19 protein-coding genes are annotated in these 19,513 nt (G+C 74.0%); 11 read left to right on the top strand and 8 right to left on the bottom strand.

All coding sequences use genetic code 11. The features are described 5' to 3' along the window. Positions 1–216: 216 nt before the first annotated feature. The 10 genes from ABWU78_RS19470 (at position 217) to ABWU78_RS19425 (ending at position 9,536) form a co-directional block, all read left to right on the top strand. Positions 217–1,839: an ABC transporter ATP-binding protein gene (locus ABWU78_RS19470; protein ID WP_253051091.1), complete on the top strand. Its 1,623-nt coding sequence runs from the start codon at positions 217–219 to the stop codon at positions 1,837–1,839. Then, positions 1,836–3,152: an ABC transporter permease gene (locus ABWU78_RS19465; RefSeq protein ID WP_374614485.1), complete on the top strand. Its 1,317-nt coding sequence runs from the start codon at positions 1,836–1,838 to the stop codon at positions 3,150–3,152. The genes ABWU78_RS19470 and ABWU78_RS19465 overlap by 4 nt, the downstream gene beginning before the upstream one ends. Beyond that, positions 3,149–4,444 carry an ABC transporter permease gene (locus ABWU78_RS19460; protein WP_253051092.1) on the top strand — a complete coding sequence of 432 codons (1,296 nt, stop codon included), beginning with the start codon at positions 3,149–3,151 and terminating at the stop codon, positions 4,442–4,444. The genes ABWU78_RS19465 and ABWU78_RS19460 overlap by 4 nt, the downstream gene beginning before the upstream one ends. Positions 4,445–4,457: 13 nt before the next feature. After that, on the top strand, positions 4,458–4,931 hold the full coding sequence (locus tag ABWU78_RS19455) for a cytidine deaminase (RefSeq protein WP_439159249.1): 474 nt from the start codon (positions 4,458–4,460) through the stop codon (positions 4,929–4,931). Next, positions 4,928–6,337 (top strand): thymidine phosphorylase, encoded by a 1,410-nt coding sequence (locus tag ABWU78_RS19450; RefSeq protein ID WP_439159248.1) that lies wholly within the window; start codon positions 4,928–4,930, stop codon positions 6,335–6,337. Before ABWU78_RS19455 ends, ABWU78_RS19450 begins: the two co-directional genes overlap by 4 nt. 2 nt (positions 6,338–6,339) lie before the next feature. Continuing rightward, entirely contained in the window at positions 6,340–6,744 is a 405-nt protein-coding gene (locus ABWU78_RS19445; protein ID WP_353707998.1) for a YidH family protein, read from the top strand. Further along, positions 6,741–7,088 (top strand): DUF202 domain-containing protein, encoded by a 348-nt coding sequence (locus ABWU78_RS19440; RefSeq protein WP_253051094.1) that lies wholly within the window; start codon positions 6,741–6,743, stop codon positions 7,086–7,088. The genes ABWU78_RS19445 and ABWU78_RS19440 overlap by 4 nt, the downstream gene beginning before the upstream one ends. Next, positions 7,085–8,053, top strand: a complete 969-nt coding sequence (locus ABWU78_RS19435; RefSeq protein ID WP_439159247.1) for a hypothetical protein — start codon at positions 7,085–7,087, stop codon at positions 8,051–8,053. The genes ABWU78_RS19440 and ABWU78_RS19435 overlap by 4 nt, the downstream gene beginning before the upstream one ends. Positions 8,054–8,103: 50 nt before the next feature. Further along, positions 8,104–8,343: a hypothetical protein gene (locus ABWU78_RS19430; RefSeq protein ID WP_439159246.1), complete on the top strand. Its 240-nt coding sequence runs from the start codon at positions 8,104–8,106 to the stop codon at positions 8,341–8,343. 62 nt (positions 8,344–8,405) lie between these two features. Then, positions 8,406–9,536 carry an adenosine deaminase gene (locus ABWU78_RS19425; RefSeq protein ID WP_253051097.1) on the top strand — a complete coding sequence of 377 codons (1,131 nt, stop codon included), beginning with the start codon at positions 8,406–8,408 and terminating at the stop codon, positions 9,534–9,536. A 91-nt stretch (positions 9,537–9,627) separates the two neighbouring features. Here ABWU78_RS19425 and ABWU78_RS19420 read toward each other — a convergent pair whose 3' ends face one another. From ABWU78_RS19420 to ABWU78_RS19395, 6 genes are all read right to left on the bottom strand, one after another. Beyond that, positions 9,628–10,560 (bottom strand): aldehyde dehydrogenase family protein, encoded by a 933-nt coding sequence (locus ABWU78_RS19420; protein ID WP_439159245.1) that lies wholly within the window; start codon positions 10,558–10,560, stop codon positions 9,628–9,630. Then, positions 10,560–12,032, bottom strand: a complete 1,473-nt coding sequence (locus ABWU78_RS19415) for an aldehyde dehydrogenase family protein (protein WP_439159244.1) — start codon at positions 12,030–12,032, stop codon at positions 10,560–10,562. The genes ABWU78_RS19420 and ABWU78_RS19415 overlap by 1 nt, the downstream gene beginning before the upstream one ends. A gap of 18 nt (positions 12,033–12,050) precedes the next feature. Continuing rightward, positions 12,051–13,112 carry a deoxyribose-phosphate aldolase gene (gene deoC, locus ABWU78_RS19410; protein WP_253051100.1) on the bottom strand — a complete coding sequence of 354 codons (1,062 nt, stop codon included), beginning with the start codon at positions 13,110–13,112 and terminating at the stop codon, positions 12,051–12,053. A gap of 69 nt (positions 13,113–13,181) precedes the next feature. Further along, positions 13,182–13,856, bottom strand: coding sequence for a hypothetical protein (locus ABWU78_RS19405; protein WP_439159243.1), 675 nt, complete (start codon positions 13,854–13,856; stop codon positions 13,182–13,184). Positions 13,857–13,997: 141 nt separating this feature from the next. Then, a complete protein-coding gene (locus ABWU78_RS19400) occupies positions 13,998–15,842 on the bottom strand; it encodes a phospho-sugar mutase (RefSeq protein WP_439159242.1) in 1,845 nt (614 codons plus the stop codon). A gap of 1 nt (position 15,843) precedes the next feature. Continuing rightward, positions 15,844–16,695 carry a purine-nucleoside phosphorylase gene (locus tag ABWU78_RS19395; RefSeq protein ID WP_253051103.1) on the bottom strand — a complete coding sequence of 284 codons (852 nt, stop codon included), beginning with the start codon at positions 16,693–16,695 and terminating at the stop codon, positions 15,844–15,846. Positions 16,696–16,814: 119 nt separating this feature from the next. On the opposite strand from ABWU78_RS19395, the gene ABWU78_RS19390 reads away from it, so the two are divergent. Further along, on the top strand, positions 16,815–18,266 hold the full coding sequence (locus tag ABWU78_RS19390) for an NAD(P)H-quinone dehydrogenase (protein ID WP_374614496.1): 1,452 nt from the start codon (positions 16,815–16,817) through the stop codon (positions 18,264–18,266). Between the two features lie 34 nt (positions 18,267–18,300). Here ABWU78_RS19390 and ABWU78_RS19385 read toward each other — a convergent pair whose 3' ends face one another. Both ABWU78_RS19385 and ABWU78_RS19380 read right to left on the bottom strand, forming a co-directional pair. Continuing rightward, a complete protein-coding gene (locus ABWU78_RS19385) occupies positions 18,301–18,894 on the bottom strand; it encodes a shikimate kinase (RefSeq protein WP_439159241.1) in 594 nt (197 codons plus the stop codon). Positions 18,895–18,896: 2 nt separating this feature from the next. Then, on the bottom strand, positions 18,897–19,370 hold the full coding sequence (locus ABWU78_RS19380; RefSeq protein WP_253051106.1) for a hypothetical protein: 474 nt from the start codon (positions 19,368–19,370) through the stop codon (positions 18,897–18,899). Positions 19,371–19,513 lie beyond the last annotated feature (143 nt).

The raw sequence follows: 19,513 nt of genomic DNA, 5'->3' as shown, positions 1-19,513 counted from the left end.
GAACCCCCCGGCCGGCCTTGGGGTGTTAGACACCGGTGGCCGGGGCACCGCGCCCGGGCCACCGTCATGACGACGACGGGGTCGTCGGTACCTGCGACGACGCCCACGGTGCCCACGACGCGACGCGCTCGGGCGAGTGCGGTTCGATGGAGTACCGCGACGTGCGCGGGGTCGGCACCGCGAAGAACGCTGCGAAGCACGAGGAGAGGCAGACCGGTGAAGCTGGAGCTGCGCGGGATCACGAAGGTCTTCGGGTCCCTGGTCGCCAACGACCACATCGACCTGGTCATCGAGCCCGGCGAGATCCATGCCCTGCTCGGGGAGAACGGTGCGGGCAAGAGCACGCTCATGAACGTGCTCTACGGGCTGTACGACCCGGACGACGGGCAGATCCTCGTCGACGACGTCCCGGTCCAGTTCACCGGACCCGGCGACGCGATGGCCGCCGGCATCGGCATGGTGCACCAGCACTTCATGCTCGTGCCGGTCTTCTCCGTCGCGGAGAACGTCGCGCTCGGCCACGAGCCCGTCAAGGGCGCCGGCCTCATCGACGCGCGCCGCGCGCGCCGTCTGGTCCAGGAGATCTCCGACCGCTTCGGGTTCGAGGTCAACCCGGACGCGATGGTCGAGGACATCCCGGTCGGCGTGCAGCAGCGCGTCGAGATCATCAAGGCGCTCTCGCGCGACGCGCGTGTGCTCATCCTCGACGAGCCGACGGCCGTGCTCACCCCGCAGGAGACGGACGAGCTCATCGCGATCATGCGCCAGCTCAAGGCGGCGGGGACGTCGATCGTGTTCATCACGCACAAGCTGCGCGAGGTGCGTGCGGTCGCGGACCGCATCACCGTCATCCGCCGCGGCAAGGTCGTGGGCACGGCCGACCCCAGCGCGAGCGAGACCGAGCTCGCGTCCCTCATGGTAGGCCGCTCCGTCTCCCTCGGGGTCGACAAGGCGCCCGCGGCGGCGGGCGACGCCACGTTCCGCGTGGACGACCTCACGGTCATGGACGACGCGGGGACCGCGGTGGTCGACCGGGTGAGCCTGGACGTCGCGCGCGGCGAGATCCTCGTGGTCGCGGGGGTCCAGGGCAACGGGCAGACCGAGCTCACCGAGACGATCGTGGGCCTGCGCAAGCCGGTCGCGGGCTCGATCCGCCTCGACGACAGGGAGCTCGTGGGCCGCAGCGTCTCCCAGGTGCTCGAGGCGGGCGTGGGCTACGTGCCCGAGGACCGCAGCACCGACGGGATCATCGGGACGTTCTCCGTCGAGGAGAACCTCGTCCTGGACCTCGTGACGTCGCCGCCGTACTCGCGGGGCGGGGCGCTCGCCCGCGGGACCATCCGCGACAACGCGGAGCAGCGCATCGTCGAGTTCGACGTGCGCACGCAGTCCGTCGAGACGCCCGCCGGGACGCTCTCGGGCGGCAACCAGCAGAAGGTCGTCCTGGCGCGCGAGATGTCCCGCCCCCTGCGCCTGCTCATCGCGTCGCAGCCGACGCGCGGGCTCGACGTGGGCTCGATCGAGTTCGTCCACCAGCGCATCGTCTCGGAGCGCGACAACGGGACGCCCGTGATCATCGTGTCGACCGAGCTCGACGAGGTGCTCGCGCTCGCCGACCGGATCGCCGTCATGTACCGCGGTCGCGTCGTCGGGGTCGTCCCCGGCGACACGGACCGCGACGTCCTCGGCCTCATGATGGCCGGGGTCCCGCTCGAGGAGGCCGTCGTGCAGGCCGCCGAGCACCACACGACCCTCGGCGAGGCGGACGCCCTCGCCGAGGACGCGCCGTCGGACGTCGCGCAGGCCGCGGACGCCGCCCGCGAGGAGGAGATCCAGTGACCCAGCAGGCAACGCCCGACGACGCGGCGGCGCTCCCGCCGACGCCGGCGCCTCCCAGCGACACCCCGACGGCGGAGACGCCCGCGGGCCAGAACGTCCTGCGCGAGATGCTCGAGAGCAGCTGGCTGGTCTCGCTGCTCGCGATCGTGGCCGCGCTGGTCCTCGGTGGCGTCCTCATCGCGGCGGCCGACCCGGCGGTCCAGGAGGCGGCGACCTACTTCTTCGCCCGCCCCTCGGACTTCTTCGCCGCGGTGTGGAACGCCGTGTTCGGCGCGTACAGCGCCCTGTTCCAGGGCGCCGTCATCAACTTCCAGGCACCCGACCTCGCCCGCGCGCTGCGGCCCCTCACCGAGACCATGACCGTGGCGACGCCGCTCATCCTCGCGGGCCTCGGCCTCGGCATCGGCTTCCGCGCGGGCCTGTTCAACATCGGTGCCCAGGGGCAGATCATCCTCGGCGGCATCTTCGCCGGCTTCATCGGCTTCACGTTCGCGCTGCCCCCGGGTCTGCACCTCTTGCTCGCCGTGCTCGGGGCGGCGCTCGGCGGGGCGATCTGGGCGAGCATCGCCGGCGTGCTCAAGGCCCGCACCGGGGCGCACGAGGTGATCGTCACGATCATGCTCAACAACATCGCGATCTACCTCGTCGCGTACCTGCTCACCACCCCGGCGTTCCAGCGCCCGGGGAGCAGCAACCCGATCAGCCCGCCGATCCCCGGCACCGCGACGTTCCCGCTGCTGCTCGGCGAGGGCTTCCGCCTCCACCTGGGTTTCGTCCTCGCGCTCCTCATGGCCGTGGGCGTCTGGTGGCTCATGGAGCGCTCGACGCTCGGCTTCCGCTTCCGCGCGGTCGGCGAGAACCCCCACGCCGCGCGCACCGCGGGCATGTCCGTGCCGTGGACGACCGTCTGGGTCATGGCCATCGCGGGCGCGCTCGCCGGCCTCGCGGGCAGCGCCCAGGTGCTCGGCACGGAGAAGGTGCTCACCGCGGGCGTCGCGGCGAGCTTCGGCTTCGACGCGATCACGGTCGCCCTGCTCGGCCGGTCCCGCCCGCTCGGCACGGTCCTCGCGGGTCTCCTCTTCGGTGCGCTGCGCGCGGGCGGCTTCGCGATGCAGGCGCGGACCGGGACGCCGATCGACATCGTGCTCGTCGTCCAGTCCCTCATCGTGCTCTTCATCGCCGCCCCGCCGCTCGTGCGGGCGATCTTCCGCCTGCCGACGCCGGGCGGCCCGACGCGGGCCGAGCGCCACGCCGCGAGGCAGCGCGCGAAGGCGGCCACGACCACCACGACGACGCAGGAGGCCGGAGCATGAGCACCGCGACCACCACCCCGGCGCCGGCCGCCGCGCCGGAGCGCGCGGCCAAGCCGCTGCCGCCCATCAGCTGGAAGGCACCGATCGCCTACGCGGTCATCGGCCTGCTGTCGCTGGTCTTCTTCGCGCTGCTGCCCGCCGGTGGGCACCAGACGACGTTCCGCCTCTCCACGGCGAACGACTTCTTCCAGATCGAGCCGGTCACGGTGAGCTCGACCGGGGCGGCGCTGTTCCTGTCGATCCTCGCGCTCCTCCTGGCGGGCCTGTCGTTCTGGGCCGCGCGCGACCGCCGCAAGGTCGGCATCTGGCTGCCGATCGTGTTCGGCGTCGCCGTCGTCTTCGCGTTCCTGTGCTGGGCCGGCGCGGGCAAGTCCGCGATCCCGCTCACGGGCCTGCTCCAGGGCTCGCTGTTCCTCGCGGTCCCCCTCGTGTTCGGCGCGCTCTCGGGCGTGCTGTGCGAGCGCGTCGGCATCATCAACATCGCGATCGAGGGGCAGCTCCTCGCCGGGGCGTTCCTCGCCGCGGTCGTCGCCTCGCTCACCTCCTCCGCGTACGCGGGCCTCATCGCGGCACCGATCGCGGGCGCCCTCGTGGGCGTGCTGCTCGTGATCTTCTCGGTGAAGTACTGGGTGAACCAGATCATCGTCGGCGTCGTGCTCAACGTGCTCGTGGTCGGCGTGACGAGCTACCTGTACTCGACGGTCCTCACCGAGGACTCGGCGACGTGGAACTCGCGCCACCCGCTGCCGGTCATCGAGATCCCGGTGCTGTCGCAGATCCCGGTCGTGGGCCCGGTGCTCTTCCGCCAGACCCTGCTCGTCTACATCATGTACGTCGTCGTGATCCTGCTCCAGATCTTCCTCTTCCGGAGCCGGTGGGGCCTGCGCCTGCGCGCGGTCGGCGAGCACCCCAAGGCCGCCGACACCGTGGGCATCAAGGTCAACGCGACCCGCGTGCGCAACACGATCCTCGGCGGAGCGGTCGCCGGCCTCGGCGGCGCGTTCTTCACGGTCGCTGCAGGTCTCGCGTTCGGCAAGGAGATGACGGGCGGCAAGGGCTTCATCGCCCTCGCGGCCATGATCCTCGGGCGGTGGAACCCGGTCGGCGCGCTCGTCGCGGCGCTCCTGTTCGGGTTCTCGGACAACCTCCAGACGGTGCTCGGCATCGTGGGCACGCCGATCCCGAGCCAGATCATGCTCATGACGCCGTACGTCGTGACGATCTTCGCCGTCGCCGGTCTCGTCGGGCGCGTGCGCCCGCCGGCCGCCGAGGGCATCCCCTACGTGAAGTGAGGCCGCGGTGCCGATGACAGACCTGCCGAACGCGCACGACGCCGAGCCCCGACCGGGTGAGGGGACGGACCAGGGCGGGACCGGCGTCGGGCCGGACGTCGACTGGGACGCGCTGCGTGACGCCGCGCGCGGGATCATGACTCGCGCGTACGCCCCCTACTCCGGCTTCCCGGTGGGCGCCGCCGCGCTCGTGGACGACGGGCGCGTCGTCGTCGGGTGCAACGTCGAGAACGCCGCGTACGGCGTGACGCTGTGCGCCGAGTGCTCGCTCGTGAGCTCGCTCGTCGGGACGGGCGGGGGCCGCCTCGTGGCGTTCGCGTGCGTGGACCGGCACGGGGCGACGCTCATGCCGTGCGGGCGCTGCCGGCAGCTCCTGTGGGAGCACGGGGGGCCCGACCTGCTGGTCGACACCGTGCGTGGTATCAAGACGATGAGGGACGTGCTGCCCGACGCCTTCGGGCCCGAGGATCTGGAGGAGCGGTCGTGACCAGCGACGACGTGACCCCGCAGGGTGGCGGGACCGAGGACCAGGACGCGACGGCGGAGGCGCTCGTCGGGGCCGGGGGCGAGGACGCGGGCGCAGACGGCGAGGGGCCGGCGCCCGAGCCGTTCGACGCCGTCGACGTCATCCGGACCAAGCGCGACGGTGCGCGGCTCGACGCCGCGCAGATCGACTGGGTGATCGACGCCTACACGCGAGGCGTCGTCGCCGAGGAGCAGATGGCCGCTCTCGCGATGGCGATCTACCTCAACGGCATGGACCGGACCGAGATCGGCCGCTGGACGCAGGCGATGATCGCCTCGGGCGAGCGGATGGACTTCTCGGGGCTCTCGCGCCCGACGGCGGACAAGCACTCGACCGGGGGCGTGGGGGACAAGATCACGCTGCCGCTCGCGCCGCTCGTCGCGGTGTACGGCGTCGCGGTGCCGCAGCTCTCCGGTCGCGGCCTCGGGCACACGGGCGGCACGCTCGACAAGCTCGAGGCGATCCCGGGGTGGCGCGCGGCGCTCACCAACGAGCAGATGATGAACGCGCTCGAGCACGTCGGCGCGGTGATCTGCCAGGCGGGCTCCGGTCTCGCGCCCGCGGACCGTCTCCTGTACGCGCTGCGCGACGTCACGGGCACGGTCGAGTCCATCCCGCTCATCGCGAGCTCGATCATGAGCAAGAAGATCGCGGAGGGCACGGGCGCGCTCGTCCTCGACGTCAAGGTCGGCTCCGGCGCGTTCATGAAGGAGCTCGACTCGGCGCGCGAGCTCGCCCGGACCATGGTCGACCTCGGGACCGACGCCGGCGTCCGCACGGTCGCGCTGCTCACGGACATGTCGACGCCGCTCGGCCTCACCGCGGGCAACGCGCTGGAGGTGCGCGAGTCCGTCGAGGTGATGCAGGGCGCCGGACCCCAGGACGTCGTCGACCTCACGGTCGCGCTCGCGCTGGAGATGCTCGCCGGGGCGGGCCGGCCGCAGGACGAGGACGACGTGCGGCACGCGCTCGTGGGCGGTCGCGCGCTCGACAAGTGGCGCGAGATGATCGCCGAGCAGGGCGGCGACTCGCGGGCCCCGCTGCCGGTCGCGCGCGAGCGCGAGCACGTCGTCGCCGACCGCGACGGCGTGCTCGAACGGCTCGACGCGTACGCCGTCGGGGTCGCCGCGTGGCGGCTGGGCGCGGGCCGCGCGCGCAAGGAGGACCCGGTGCAGGCGGGCGCGGGCGTCGAGCTGTTCGCCAAGCCCGGCGACCCGGTGCGCAAGGGTCAGCACCTCATGACGCTGCACACCGACACCCCGGAGCGCTTCGAGCGGGCCGTTCAGGCGCTCGAGGGGGCGTGGGGGATCGCAGACCCGGGGACCGTCGTCGAGCGCCGGCCCGTCGTCCTGGACCGCGTCGACTGAGCGTGGCACCCGACGAGCCGGAGGCCGAGCCGGCGGACACGCGTCGGCCGCGCTCCGTCTACGGGGTCGGGTCCGAGCCCGACGCGCGGTTCAGCCTCGCCAACGAGCGGACGGCGCTCGCGTGGGTGCGCACGGGCCTCGGCCTGGTCGCGGGCGGCGTCGCGCTGACGTCCTTCGCGACGTTCGCCGACATGCCGGGCGTCCTCGACGTCGTCGCCGGCGTCGCGTGCCTCGTGGGTGCCGGGTTCGCGGGCTACGCGCTCGTCTCCTGGCGCCGCAACGAGCGCGCGCTGCGCCTGCGTCGGCGGCTGCCCGCCCCGAGCGGGCTGCCCGTGCTCGTGGTGGGGGTCGTGGTCCTCGCGCTGCTGCTCGCGGGCTACGCCGTGGGTTCGGCGAGCGGGCCGTGAGCACGCCGCCGGGGGAGGTGCCCTCGCCGCCGGTCCGGGACGAGGGGATGCAGCCGGAGCGCACGGCGCTCGCGTGGCAGCGGACGGTGCTCGGCGTGGTCGTGGGGGCGCTGCTGCTCGCGGGCGCGGGGCTCCGCTCCGGGTCGACGGTCACGGTGTGCGCGGCGGTCGCCGTCGGCGTGCTGGCGCTCGTGCCCGCCGTCCTGCGGCCCCCCACCGGCGGGCTGCCCGGCCACGGGCGGCTGTACTCGTGGTCCTTCCTGGTGCGCGTCGCGAGCCTCGTCGTCGTGCTGGCCGTCGTGGGTGCCGCCTGGGCGCTCGGCCGGGCGCTGGGAGCGGCATGACCCTCCGGGGTGCGCTCGGCGCGCTGCGGGTCACGGACCTCGCGCGGCTCGTTCCCGCGCGGGCGGTGCCGCAACCACCGCCCGGCGGCGTCTACCGGCCCGACGGCGGGACGGACCGTGCGCTCGACCTCGCCCGGCGCGCGGGCCACCCCGAGCACCGGGTGCGCGCGCTCGCCAGCACGCTCGGTGCGCTCGACCCGAGGACGCGGCGCGCCGTCGTCGACCCGTTGGGTCGCGCGGACCCCGGGCCGAGCGGTCCACGCGACCGCCGGTCCCGGCCGCTCGAGCTCGGCGGGGAGCCGGCGCGCCAGACCGACGCGACGACGTGCGGCTCGGCCGTGCTCGGGCTGCTCGCCGCGGCGGGCGACCCGGTGCTCGCGCTGTGGCTCGTCACGGGGTTGCGCCCGGGTGACGACGGCGGGCCGGGCGGCCGGCCCCGTGCGGGAGGCGCGTCGCGGTTCGGGGAGCTGCAGCGGGTGCTGAAGCGCCGGACCAACCGCGCCGCTCTCGGCCCCCTGCCGTGGCCAGCGTCCCTCGGGACGCCGCCGTGGGGCGCCGCGCGGACCGCGCGGCACGCGGACGTGCGGTACGTCGAGCGCGTCGTCGCGGGAGACCGCGAGGACGACCCCGTGGTCCGGGCCGCCCTCGCCGCGGCGGCGCGCGGCGTCCCCGTCCCGCTCTTCACCGGGGGCGACCTCGCCCTCGGCGTCGCGACCGCCGTGCCGCGACACGTCGTGCTGCTCACCGACGCCGACGACGGCACCGACGCCGACGCGCGGGCGCGGCGGTGCCGGGTCTACGAGCCGTCGTCGGGCACCGTGCACGACCTCGACGCGGCCGCCCTGCTCGACGGCGCGCGGTCGCCCGAGGTGCGTCGTGCCCTCGGAGGCTGGCCGCACCTCTGCTGGGCGCTCCTGCCCGCCGTCGGCCGGGCTGGCGAGGCCCCGCACCCGGCGAGAGGATGAAGACGGCCGCCACGGCCGTGGCGCGCCGAGTCGTCAGGTGAGGAGTCGCGATGAGCACCGTGCCCGGGAACGACGCGTGGCGGGACGCCGGCCTGGTCGAGCAGGACGAGGAGGTCGTGAGCCTGGTCGAGGAGTCGGAGGACGACGGCCCGGGCGTCGACGACGCCGAGCACGAGAGCGACGAGTACCGTCCGCGCACCCCGCGACCCGACCTCGAGGGGGAGGCGAACGAGGCCGACGTCGTCGAGCAGGCGTCCGCCGTGCCGGGCGAGGAGGACGACTACGCCTGACCGGACCGGGGCGCCCGGCCGTTCGGCGCGAGCGAGGGCGTACCGGCCGGTACCGTGAGCGCATGACCACCGAGAACGCCCCCCTGACGGTCGACGTCATCCGCTCGCTGCCCAAGGTCGTGCTCCACGACCACCTCGACGGGGGGCTGCGCCCCGCCACGATCCTCGAGCTCGCCGCCGACGTCGGGCACCAGCTCCCCGCGGGCGACGCCGAGTCCCTCGGAGCGTGGTTCGCCGAGTCGGCCGACTCGGGCTCCCTCGTGCGCTACCTCGAGACGTTCGACCACACGATCGCCGTGATGCAGACGCGCGACGCGCTCGCGCGGGTGGCGCGCGAGGCGGTGCTCGACCTCGCGCGCGACGGCGTCGTGTACGCCGAGCAGCGGTGGGCGCCCGAGCAGCACCTCCAGCGGGGGCTGACCCTCCAGGAGACGGTGGACGCCGTGCAGTCCGGCATCGAGCAGGGCGTCGCCGAGGCCGCCGCGGAGGGCCGGACGATCCGCGTCGGGCAGCTCGTCACCGCGATGCGCCACGCCGACCGGTGGCAGGAGATCGCCGAGCTCGCCGTCGCGAACCGCGCGAACGGCGTCGTCGGGTTCGACATCGCGGGTGCCGAGGACGGCTTCCCGCCGTCGCGCCACCCCGAGATCTGGCGCTACCTCGCCGACCAGAACTTCCCCGTCACCATCCACGCGGGCGAGGCCGCCGGTCCGGCGTCGATCGCCGAGGCCGTGCACCTCGGGCAGGCGAGCCGCATCGGTCACGGCGTGCGCATCGTCGAGGACATCACGTTCGACCCGGAGTTCCCGCACAGCACCGAGGGCGAGCCGGGTACGGCCGCGCTCGGCCTGCTCGCGCACTGGGTGCGCGACCACCAGATCCCGCTCGAGCTGTGCCCGTCGTCCAACGTGCAGACCGGGGCGGCGACGTCGGTCGCGGACCACCCGATCACCCGGCTCAAGGAGCTCGACTTCGCGGTCACGCTCAACACCGACAACCGGCTCATGTCGCGCACGACGATGACGCAGGAGATGGCGCTCCTCGTCGAGCACGCCGGGTGGACGATCGACGACCTCGCCGACGTCACGATGACCGCCGCGTGGAGCGCGTTCGTCCACCACGACGAGCGCCGCGCGCTCGTCGACGACGTGATCCTGCCGGGCTACCAGGAGGTCCAGGGCGCGCAGCTCTGAGCAGACCTGCCGACCCGCCCGGGTCGCCGAAACATGACTGTGGTGCCGTGATCGACGCGATCACGGCACCACCGTCGTGCTCGGCCGGGGGTCAGACGCCCTTCGGGTGCCAGACCGTCTTGGTCTCGGTGAACGCGAGGATGCGCTGGGGGCGCGGCGCCTCGGTCCAGTCGGGCTCGGCGTCGTCGCCGCGGCGGCCGACGGCGGGGCGCAGGACGCGCTTGACCGAGTCCGCGGCGGCGGCCTCGAGCTCGCCCCACGCGACGCCCTCGGCACCCACGGCGCCCGCGAGGTCGATCGCGTTGACGTCGAGGTGCGACGCGAGCGGGGGAGCGAGCTCCTGGGTGAAGCCCGTGAGGACGTTCACGACGCCGCCCGGGACGTCCGACGTCGCGAGCACCTCGGACAGCGTGACCGCCGGGATCGGGCGCTGCTCGCTCGCGACGACGATCACGGCGTTGCCCGTGACGAGCGGCGGCACGATCGTCGAGACGAGGCCGAGCAGCGACGAGCGCTGCGGCGCGAGGACGACGACGACGCCCGTCGGCTCGGGCGACGACAGGTTGAAGTACGGCCCGGCGACCGGGTTGGCGGAGCCGGCGACCTGCGCGACCTTGTCCGTCCAGCCCGCGTACCAGACCCAGCGGTCGATCGCCTCGGAGACGGCGACCTCGGCCTGGCGCGCGGTGAGGCCCTCGCCCGCGACGACCTCCGCGACGAACTGCTCGCGGCGCCCCTCCAGCATCTCCGCGACGCGGTAGAGCACCTGACCGCGGTTGTACGCCGTCGCCCCGGCCCACTTCGCCTGCGCGGCGCGTGCGGCCACGACGGCCTCGCGCGCGTCCTTGCGCGAGCCCTGCGCGACGTTCGCGAGGAACCGGCCCTTGGTGTCCGTCACCTCGTACGTGCGCCCCGACTCGCTGCGGGGGAACTTTCCGCCGACGTAGAGCTTGTACGTCTTGCGCACGCCCAGGCGCTCGGGCGCCGTGCGGTTCGCGGTGGGCGACTTCGTCGTGCGGGCCATCAGTAGGTGCTCCCCTCGATCAGGTAGGGCGCCAGGCCGTGCCGGCCACCCTCGCGTCCGTAGCCCGACTCCTTGTAGCCGCCGAACGGGCTGGTCGGGTCGAACCGGTTGAACGTGTTGGACCACACGACGCCCGCACGGAGCTGGTCGGCCATCCAGAGGATGCGCGACCCCTTCTCGGTCCAGATCCCCGCGGACAGGCCGTACGGGGTGTTGTTCGCCTTGGCCACGGCCTCGGCGGGGGTGCGGAAGGTCAGGACGCTCAGCACCGGGCCGAAGATCTCCTCGCGCGCGATGCGGTGCGCTGCGGAGACGCCCGTGAACAGGGTCGGCGCGAACCAGTACCCCGACGACGGCAGCTCGCAGTCCGGGCTCCAGCGCGTAGCGCCCTCCGCGGTGCCGGCGTCGGTGAGCTCGGTGATCCGCGCGAGCTGCTGGGGCGAGTTGATCGCACCGACGTCGGTGTTCTTGTCCATCGGGTCGCCGACGCGCAGCGTGCCGAGGCGGGCCTTGAGCCGGTCCACGAGCTCCTCGGCGACCGACTCCTGCACGAGCAGGCGCGACCCCGCGCAGCACACCTGGCCCTGGTTGAAGAAGATGCCGTTGACGATGCCCTCGATCGCCTGGTCGATCGGCGCGTCGTCGAACACGATGTTCGCGGCCTTGCCGCCGAGCTCGAGCGTCGCGTGCTTGCGCGTGCCCGCGATCTCCTGCGCGATGCGCTTGCCGACCGGGGTCGAGCCCGTGAACGCGATCTTGTCGACGTCCGGGTGGTTGACCAGGGCCGAGCCCGTGGCACGCGCGCCGGTCACGATGTTGACGACGCCGGCCGGCAGCTCGGCCTGGCGGAGCAGGTCCGCGAACAGGAGCGCGGTCAGCGGCGTGGTCTCCGCGGGCTTGAGGACCACCGTGTTCCCCGTCGCGAGCGCGGGGGCGATCTTCCACGCGAGCATGAGCAGCGGGAAGTTCCACGGGATGACCTGCGCGGCGACGCCGTGCGGGCGCGGGTCGGGGCCGTAACCCGCGTGCTCGAGCTTGTCGGCCCAGCCCGCGTAGTAGAAGAAGTGCGCCGCCGCCGTCGGGACGTCGACGTCGCGCGACTCGCGGATCGGCTTGCCGTTGTCGAGCGTCTCGAGCACCGCGAACTCGCGCGAGCGCTCGGCGAGCAGGCGCGCGATGCGGAACAGGTACTTCGCGCGCTCGCGGCCCGGCATGGGGCCCCACACCTTCTCCTGCGCGCGGCGCGCGGCGCGGACGGCGCGGTCGACGTCCTCCTCGGTCGCCTCCGCGACCTCGGCGAGGACCTCCTCCGTGGCGGGGTTGACGGTCTTGAACGAGCCGGAGTCCGACGCCGGCGTGAACTCGCCGTCGATGAAGAGGCCGTACGACGACGCGATGTCGACGACGGCGCGCGACTCGGGGGCCGGCGCGTACTCGAACGGCGAGCCGGCCGTGCTAGCTGTGGTGGTCATGGTGTCCTTCAGTCCGGCTCAGTCGACGGTCACGTAGTCGGGGCCCCAGTAGGTGCCGGTGGCGAGCTTGTTGCGCTGCATGAGCACGTCGTTGAGCAGCGACGACGCCCCGAACCGGAACCAGTCGGGGTCGAGCCAGTCGCCGCCCGCGGTCTCGTTGACCGCGACGAGGTACTTGATGGCGTCCTTCGACGTGCGGATGCCGCCCGCGGGCTTGACCCCGATCGGGACGCCGGTGAGGGCACGGAAGTCGCGCACGGCCTCGAGCATGACGATCGTCACCGGGAGCGTCGCGGCGGGGGAGACCTTGCCGGTGCTCGTCTTGATGAAGTCGGCGCCCGCGAGCATCGCGAGCCACGACGCGCGGCGCACGTTGTCGTACGTGGCGAGCTCGCCCGTCTCGAGGATGACCTTGAGGTGCGCGTGGTGGCCGTTCGCCCGGCACTCCTCGCGCACGGCGACGATGTCCTCGTAGACCTGGGCGTAGCGTCCCGAGAGGAAGGCGCCGCGGTCGATGACCATGTCGATCTCGTCCGCGCCGGCCTCGACGGCGTCGCGCGTGTCCGCGAGGCGCACCGCGCGGCTCGCGCGGCCCGACGGGAACGCGGTCGAGACGGCGGCGACCTTGACGCCGGTCCCGGCGAGGGCCTCCACGGCGACGGGGACGAGGTCGTTGTACACGCACACGGCGGCTGCCGACGGGCACGTCGGGTCGGCGGGCTCGGGGCGCACGGCCTTCGCGGCGAGCGCCCGTACCTTGCCGGGCGTGTCCGCGCCCTCGAGCGTCGTGAGGTCGACCATGCGGATGATCGTGTCGAGCGCCCAGGCCTTGGACGTCGTCTTGATCGACCGGGTGCCCAGGGCGGCCGCGCGGCCGTCGGCGCCGACCTTGTCGACGCCCGGCAGCCCGTGCAGGTAGCGGCGCCAGGCGGTGTCGTCGAGGAGGGCGGAACCCGTCACGGAGCGCGCGAGATCGGCGATCTCGGCAGCGGACCGGTCGGCCGAACCCGGGGTCGCCGGGGCCGCTCCGGTACCCGCCCGGCCGGTCTGCGCGACCGACGTCGGTGTCGTTGTGCTCATCGCCCCAGGTTACCCGCCGGTACGCCTCGGTGAGCCGACCGGGCGGAGGCTCCGGTGCCGGCCCCGGAGTCAGGCGACGGGTTCGGCGCTGTCGAGGAACCACCAGTGCTTGTCGCTGCGCTCGCACTCCGCGACCATCGCGCGCTCGATCACCTTGCCTCGGGACCCGTCAGCGTGAACGAGCCACTGCAGGGGCTTGTTGTAGAAGCGAAGGCCGCCTCGGCAGGTCGGGCACTCCCCGGTGAACCGCGCGAGCCCGAGCCGATGGTTCCATCCCGTCAGAGCGGGAAGGAAAGATGGCCCGACGTGCTGAGTCTCGTGTTTCGCGACCCGTCGTAGCGCGAGGGCGACGATCGCACCGGCGGTGCACACGAGGAACACTGCTAGTGCCCACGGTTCGGTCGAGGGAGCCAGGCGACCAGCGTTCAGCGACCGGATCAGCGGCGCGAACACCGATGCCCCGCCGGCGAGCGAGACGATCCCGAGCACGAGGCTGGCCCAGCCCAGAACCGACTGGGTGAGCGGGCTCGCCCAGTGCCACTTGACGGTGTACCTCGCCGACGGCTCGTCAGGAACTGACGGGGCAACGGTGATGTCGCCGCCCGCCTGATAGATCGAACCGGTGACCCGGGCCTCGTGGACGCTGTTCGCCGTCCCGGCCGGCCCTGTGACGAGCGGGGTACCGCAGCTGTTGCAGAACCGCGCCTGCTCGTCCTGCGCCTGTCCGCACGATCGGCATGTCATCATCTCGTCCCCCTACGACGGCATCGTGAACTCGCAGAGGATTCTGTCGTGCGGCACTGACATCGCCTCCATGGCGAGGCTCTGCCCCGCCATCGTGGCCGGTCGCACGCTGCAGCGGGCGAACGCTCGTGGGCGGGACCTCTAGATGCCCAGCGCCTTCTGCATGTCGGCCTTGACGCGGTCGAGGCGGTCGCGCGCGGCGGCGCGGGCCGCCGTGAGGTCGGCGTGCGACGCGTCGGGGGCGACGGGCAGCACGACCTCGAGGTAGCACTTCACCTTGGGCTCGGTGCCGCTCGGGCGGACGATGACGCGCGTGCCGTCGGCGGTGAGGATCCGCACGCCGTCGGTGGGCGGCAGGCCGTCGAGGCCGGCGGACAGGTCGGCGACGTCCGAGACGCCGGCACCCGCGAGCGTGCGCGGGGGAGCGGCCCGCAGGTGCGTCATCGTCTCGCCGATGCGGTCGAGATCGGTGAACCGCGCGGAGAGCTGGTCGCTCACGTGGAGGCCGTGCCGGCGCGCCAGGTCGTCGAGCGCGTCGACGAGCGAGCGGCCCTCCGCCTTGAGGCGGTTGGCGAGCTGTGCGACGAGCAGCGCGGCGCTGATCCCGTCCTTGTCCCGGACGTGCGCGGGGTCGACGCAGTAGCCGAGCGCCTCCTCGTACCCGAAGACGAGCCCGTCGACGCGCGAGATCCACTTGAAGCCGGTGAGCGTCGTCGCGAAGCCGAGGCCGTGCGCGGCGGCGATCTTCCCGAGCAGTCGCGAGGACACGACCGAGCACGCGAGCACCCCGCCGGCGGCGCCGGACGCCGCGACGCGCCGCGCGACGTCGTCGCCGAGCAGCGCCCCGACCTCGTCGCCGTGCAGCGTGCGCCACCCGTTGGAGCGGGCGGTCTCCGCGCCCTGGTACGTCCCGACGCGCGGGTCGAACACCGCGACCGCGCAGCGGTCGGCGTCGGGGTCGTTGGCGAGCACGACGTCGGCCGCGGAGTCCTGCGCGACGGCGAGCGCGAGGTCCATCGCGCCCGGCTCCTCGGGGTTGGGGAACGCGACGGACGGGAAGTCGGGGTTCGGGTCGAGCTGCTCCTCGACCGGGACCACGGTCGTGAAGCCCGCGTCGCGCAGCACGTGCGCGACCGTCTCGCCGCCCACGCCGTGCAGCGCGGTGGTGACGACCTTGAGCCGGCGAGGGGCGCCGTCCGACAGCGCGAGGACCGCGCGGACGTAGGCGCCGACGACCTCCTGGTCCAGGACGGTCCAGCCCCCGCTCGCGCGCGGGACCGACCGTGCCGGGCCGACGGCCGCGATCGCGGCGGCGATGCGCGCGTCGTAGGGAGGGACGATCTGGGCGCCCTGGCCCGAGTCCGTGACGACCCGTCCGCCGAGGTAGACCTTGTACCCGTTGTCGGCCGGCGGGTTGTGGCTCGCGGTGACCATGACGCCCGCGTCCGCGCCGAGGTGGCGCACGGCGAACGCGAGGACCGGCGTCGGGAGCGCCGAGGGCAGGACGAGGACGTCCAGGCCCGCCGCGGTGAGCACGGCCGCGCTGTCGACGGCGAACGTGCGCGAGCGGTGCCGGGCGTCGAACCCGACGACGACGCGCGGGCGGGCCGCGCCACCGGCGCCCGCGGGGCCGAGCGCGTCGAGCAGGTAGGCCCCGAGCCCCGCCGCCGCGCGGATCACGACGGCGCGGTTCATGCGGTGCGGGCCGGCGGCCATGCGCCCGCGCAGCCCGGCGGTCCCGAACTCCAGCGGGCCGGAGAACCGGTCCTGCAGCTCGGTGAGGGCTGCGACGCGCACGTCGTGCTGGCGCGGGTCGGGCGAGTCGGCCAGGTCGAGGAGGTGCCGGAGCTCGTCCTGGTCGCCTGCGTCGACGTCGTCGTCGATCCACGCGGCGACGCGCTCGAGGAACGCGCCGCGGTCGGTCCCCGGGTCGAACGTCGGGTCGTCGGCAGGGTCGGTCCGGTACCCGGCGGTGCGGTCCGTCATGTCACACCAGCTTCGCGATGTCGGCCAGGAGTGCGCTGATCCGGGGCCCCGCGGCCTGGCCGGCCTCGATGACCTCGGCGTGGGAGAGCGGCGTCGGGCTGATCCCGGCGGCGAGGTTCGTCACGAGCGAGACGCCGAGCACCTCCAGGCCGCAGTGGCGGGCGGCGATGGCCTCGAGCGTCGTGGACATGCCGACCAGGTCGGCGCCGAGGATCCCCGCCATCCGCACCTCGGCGGGAGTCTCGTAGTGCGGCCCGGGGAACTGCGCGTACACGCCCTCCGGGAGGGTCGGGTCGACGCGGTGCGCGAGCTCGCGCAGGCGCGGCGAGTAGACGTCGGTGAGGTCCACGAACGTCGGGCCCTCCAGCGGGCTGCGGGCCGTGAGGTTGATGTGGTCGGAGAGCAGCACCGGCGTGCCCGCTCCCCAGTCCTGGTTCAGTCCGCCGCACCCGTTCGTGAGGATGAGCGTCTCCGCGCCCGTCGCGGCGGCCGTGCGCACGCCGTGCACGACGGCGCGCACGCCCTTGCCCTCGTACAGGTGCGTGCGCGAGCCGAGCACGAGCGCGTGCCGGACGGAGCCGTCCGCACGCTCGACCCGGATCGACCGCGTCACCGAGAGGTGGCCCGCGACGGCAGGGGCGGAGAAGCCCGGGATCTCGTGCGTGGGGACCTCCGCGACGACGTCGCCCAGGAGCTCCGCGGCCCCGCCCCACCCCGAGCCCAGCACGAGCGCCATGTCGTGGCCCTCGACCCCCGTGGCCTCGGCGATGTGGTCGGCGGCGGCCCGCGCCACGAGGAACGGGTCGGTGGCGGGGTCGTCGAGCGGGGGTGTGCTCGCAGGCGTCGTCGTCATGGACGCAAGGCTAGTCCGTCCCCGGGCGCCCGACCCGACGAGCGGCGACGCCGCCGCACGGCCCTGACCGGCGCCGTCGTCTCGCATGCTGACACCGCGGGACGCGACGGCCTGACAGAATGTCCGGCGTGACGCACGCGAGCATCGACCATCAGGCCACCCGCATCGTCGTCCTCGGAGGCGGGCCCGGCGGCTACGAGGCCGCTCTCGTCGCCCGCCGGCTCGGCGCCGACGTGACCGTCGTCGAACGCCAGGGCCTGGGCGGCGCGGCCGTGCTCACGGACGTCGTCCCCTCCAAGACCCTCATCGCGACCGCCGACTGGATGACCATCGCGGAGCGCGCCGCCGAGCTCGGGATCCGCCTGCCCGTCGACACCGCCAAGGCCCAGCACCCCGCCATGCGCCGGCACATCGTCGACCTCGAGGCCGTGAACACGCGCGTCATGGCGCTCGCGGCGGCGCAGTCCGCGGACATCCACGCGCGGCTGGAGCGCGAGGGCGTGCGCGTCGTCATCGGCGAGGGTCGCCTCGACGGCCCCGAGCGCGTCGTCGTCGACGCGCCCGACGGCGCCGACGGCCCCCTCGAGCTCGACGCCGACGTGATCCTCCTCGCGGTCGGTGCGACGCCGCGCGTCCTGCCGACGGCGCAGCCCGACGGCGAGCGCATCCTCACCTGGACCCAGCTCTACAACCTGTCCGAGCTGCCGGAGCGGCTCATCGTCGTCGGGTCCGGCGTCACCGGCGCCGAGTTCGCGGGCGCCTACAACGCGCTGGGCTCGGACGTCGTGCTCGTGTCGAGCCGCGACCGCGTGCTCCCGGGCGAGGACGCCGACGCGGCCGAGCTGCTCGAGGGCGTGTTCCGCTCGCGCGGCATGACCGTCATGTCGCGGTCGCGCGCCGAGTCGGCCGAGCGGACCGAGGACGGCGTGCGCGTGACTCTCGCCGACGGTCGCGTCGTCGAGGGCTCGCACGTCCTCATCGCCGTCGGCGCCGTCCCCTCGACGAGCGGCCTCGGCCTCGAGGAGGCCGGGGTACGGCTCACCCCGAGCGGGCACGTCGAGGTCGACAAGGTGTCGCGCACGTCGGTGCGCGGGATCTACGCGGCGGGCGACTGCACCGGCGTGCTTCCCCTCGCGTCCGTCGCGGCGATGCAGGGCCGCGTCGCCATGTCGCACGCGCTCGGCGACGCCGTCGTGCCGATCAAGCTGCGCACCGTCGCGGCGAACATCTTCACCGCGCCCGAGATCGCGACCGTCGGGTACAGCGAGGAGCAGCTCAAGGCGCAGAGCAGCAAGTACGTCACGACGGTCCTGCCGCTCGCGCGCAACCCGCGCGCCAAGATGCTCGGCATGCGCGACGGCTTCGTCAAGCTCTTCGCGCACCCCGAGGCGGGAGTCGTCCTCGGCGGCGTCGTCGTCGCTCCGCGCGCGAGCGAGCTCGTGTTCCCCATCACGCTCGCGGTCTCGCACCGGCTCACGGTCGACGACGTCGCGTCGGCCTTCACGGTCTACCCGTCGCTCAGCGGCTCCATCGCCGAGGTCGCGCGCATGCTGCACCACCGGGAGGACTGAGCACCCGTCCACGCGGGCCGGCGGGCGCGGCGCCTCAGCCGAGCGTGGCGCCCAGCCGGCGGGCGCTCGCGGCGGGATCCTCGGTGCCCGTGACGAACGTGCGGTGCGCGAGGCTCCGCGTCCCCGGGTCGTCGAACCACTCGGCGAGGAAGTCGTGGCCGTCGCGGACCCAGTCCGTGCCCTTCGACGCGACCGACCGCGCCCGGAGCACCGTCAGGGCGTGCCCGCGGTCGGTGTCGGGCAGGACGAGGACGACGTGCGGCACGGGCGCGAGCGCCGCACGGACGCGGTCCCGGCACGCCGGGTCCGTGTACGACGCGTGCCCCGCACCGAGCGCGAGCACGACGCCGGGGTGCTCGGCGACCGCACGCTCGACGGCGTGCGCCCGCGCGGGCTCCCACTCCCGCTCCGCCGCGACCCGGCCGACCACCGCGATGCGCTCGACGAGCCGGTCGACGCTCCACCCGACCTCCGGGTAGTAGCGGTCGGCGACGGCGTCGAGGTCGACGAACGCGACCCCGAGCAGCCCCGCCACGAGCTCGCCGACCGTGGACTTGCCGGTGGCCGCAGGGCCGAGCAGGACGAGGACCGGTGCGACGGCCCGGCCGTCCGACCGCTGCCGCGACACCCTCAGAGCCGACCGTCCAGCCGCAGCGTTCCCTCCGCGAACGCCAGCTCGGTGAGCTGGAACCCCGGGAAGGTGTGCTCGAGCACGCCGCCGAGCAGCGCCTGCACGTCGACCGCCACCCGCGCGTCGGGCAGCACGCGCACCGCCTCGGGCGGCAGCCCGTGCGCACGCAGCGCGCCCTGGAGCGGGGCCTCGACGAAGCCGAGCAGCTTGTGCGCGGGCAGGCCGGCGGCGTTGGCCTCGACCGCGAGCACGGCGGTGCCGGCCACGACCGACTCCACGTGCAGCGTCGCCCGGACCACGGGGACCAGCCGGGCCGCGAGCCGCAGCGCCGACGGTGGGTCGGGCACCTCGCGCAGGTCGACGACGACCCGCACGTCGTCGCCCTCGCTCGACACCGAGCGCACGTACGGCGGCAGCCCGCCCGTCGCGCGCGCGATCTCGACGGCCTCGGTCACGGTCAGCTCGATGCGCACCCGCCGACCCTAACGCGGCCAGGCGAGCGCCGAGTCGCGCGAGGTAGAGCCGTGGTTCGGCGAGGTAGAGCCGTGGTAGCGCGAGGTAGAGCCCTGGTTGGGCGAAGTAGAGCCGTGGTTCTTGTTTTCGACGGCGTGTGGCT

This window comes from Cellulosimicrobium sp. CpK407 (assembly GCF_051844275.1).
In the GTDB taxonomy this organism is placed as follows: Bacteria; Actinomycetota; Actinomycetes; order Actinomycetales; family Cellulomonadaceae; genus Cellulosimicrobium; species Cellulosimicrobium cellulans_G.
The sequence above is the reverse complement of the archived record's forward strand: the minus strand, read 5'-3'. Positions and strand labels throughout refer to the sequence as shown.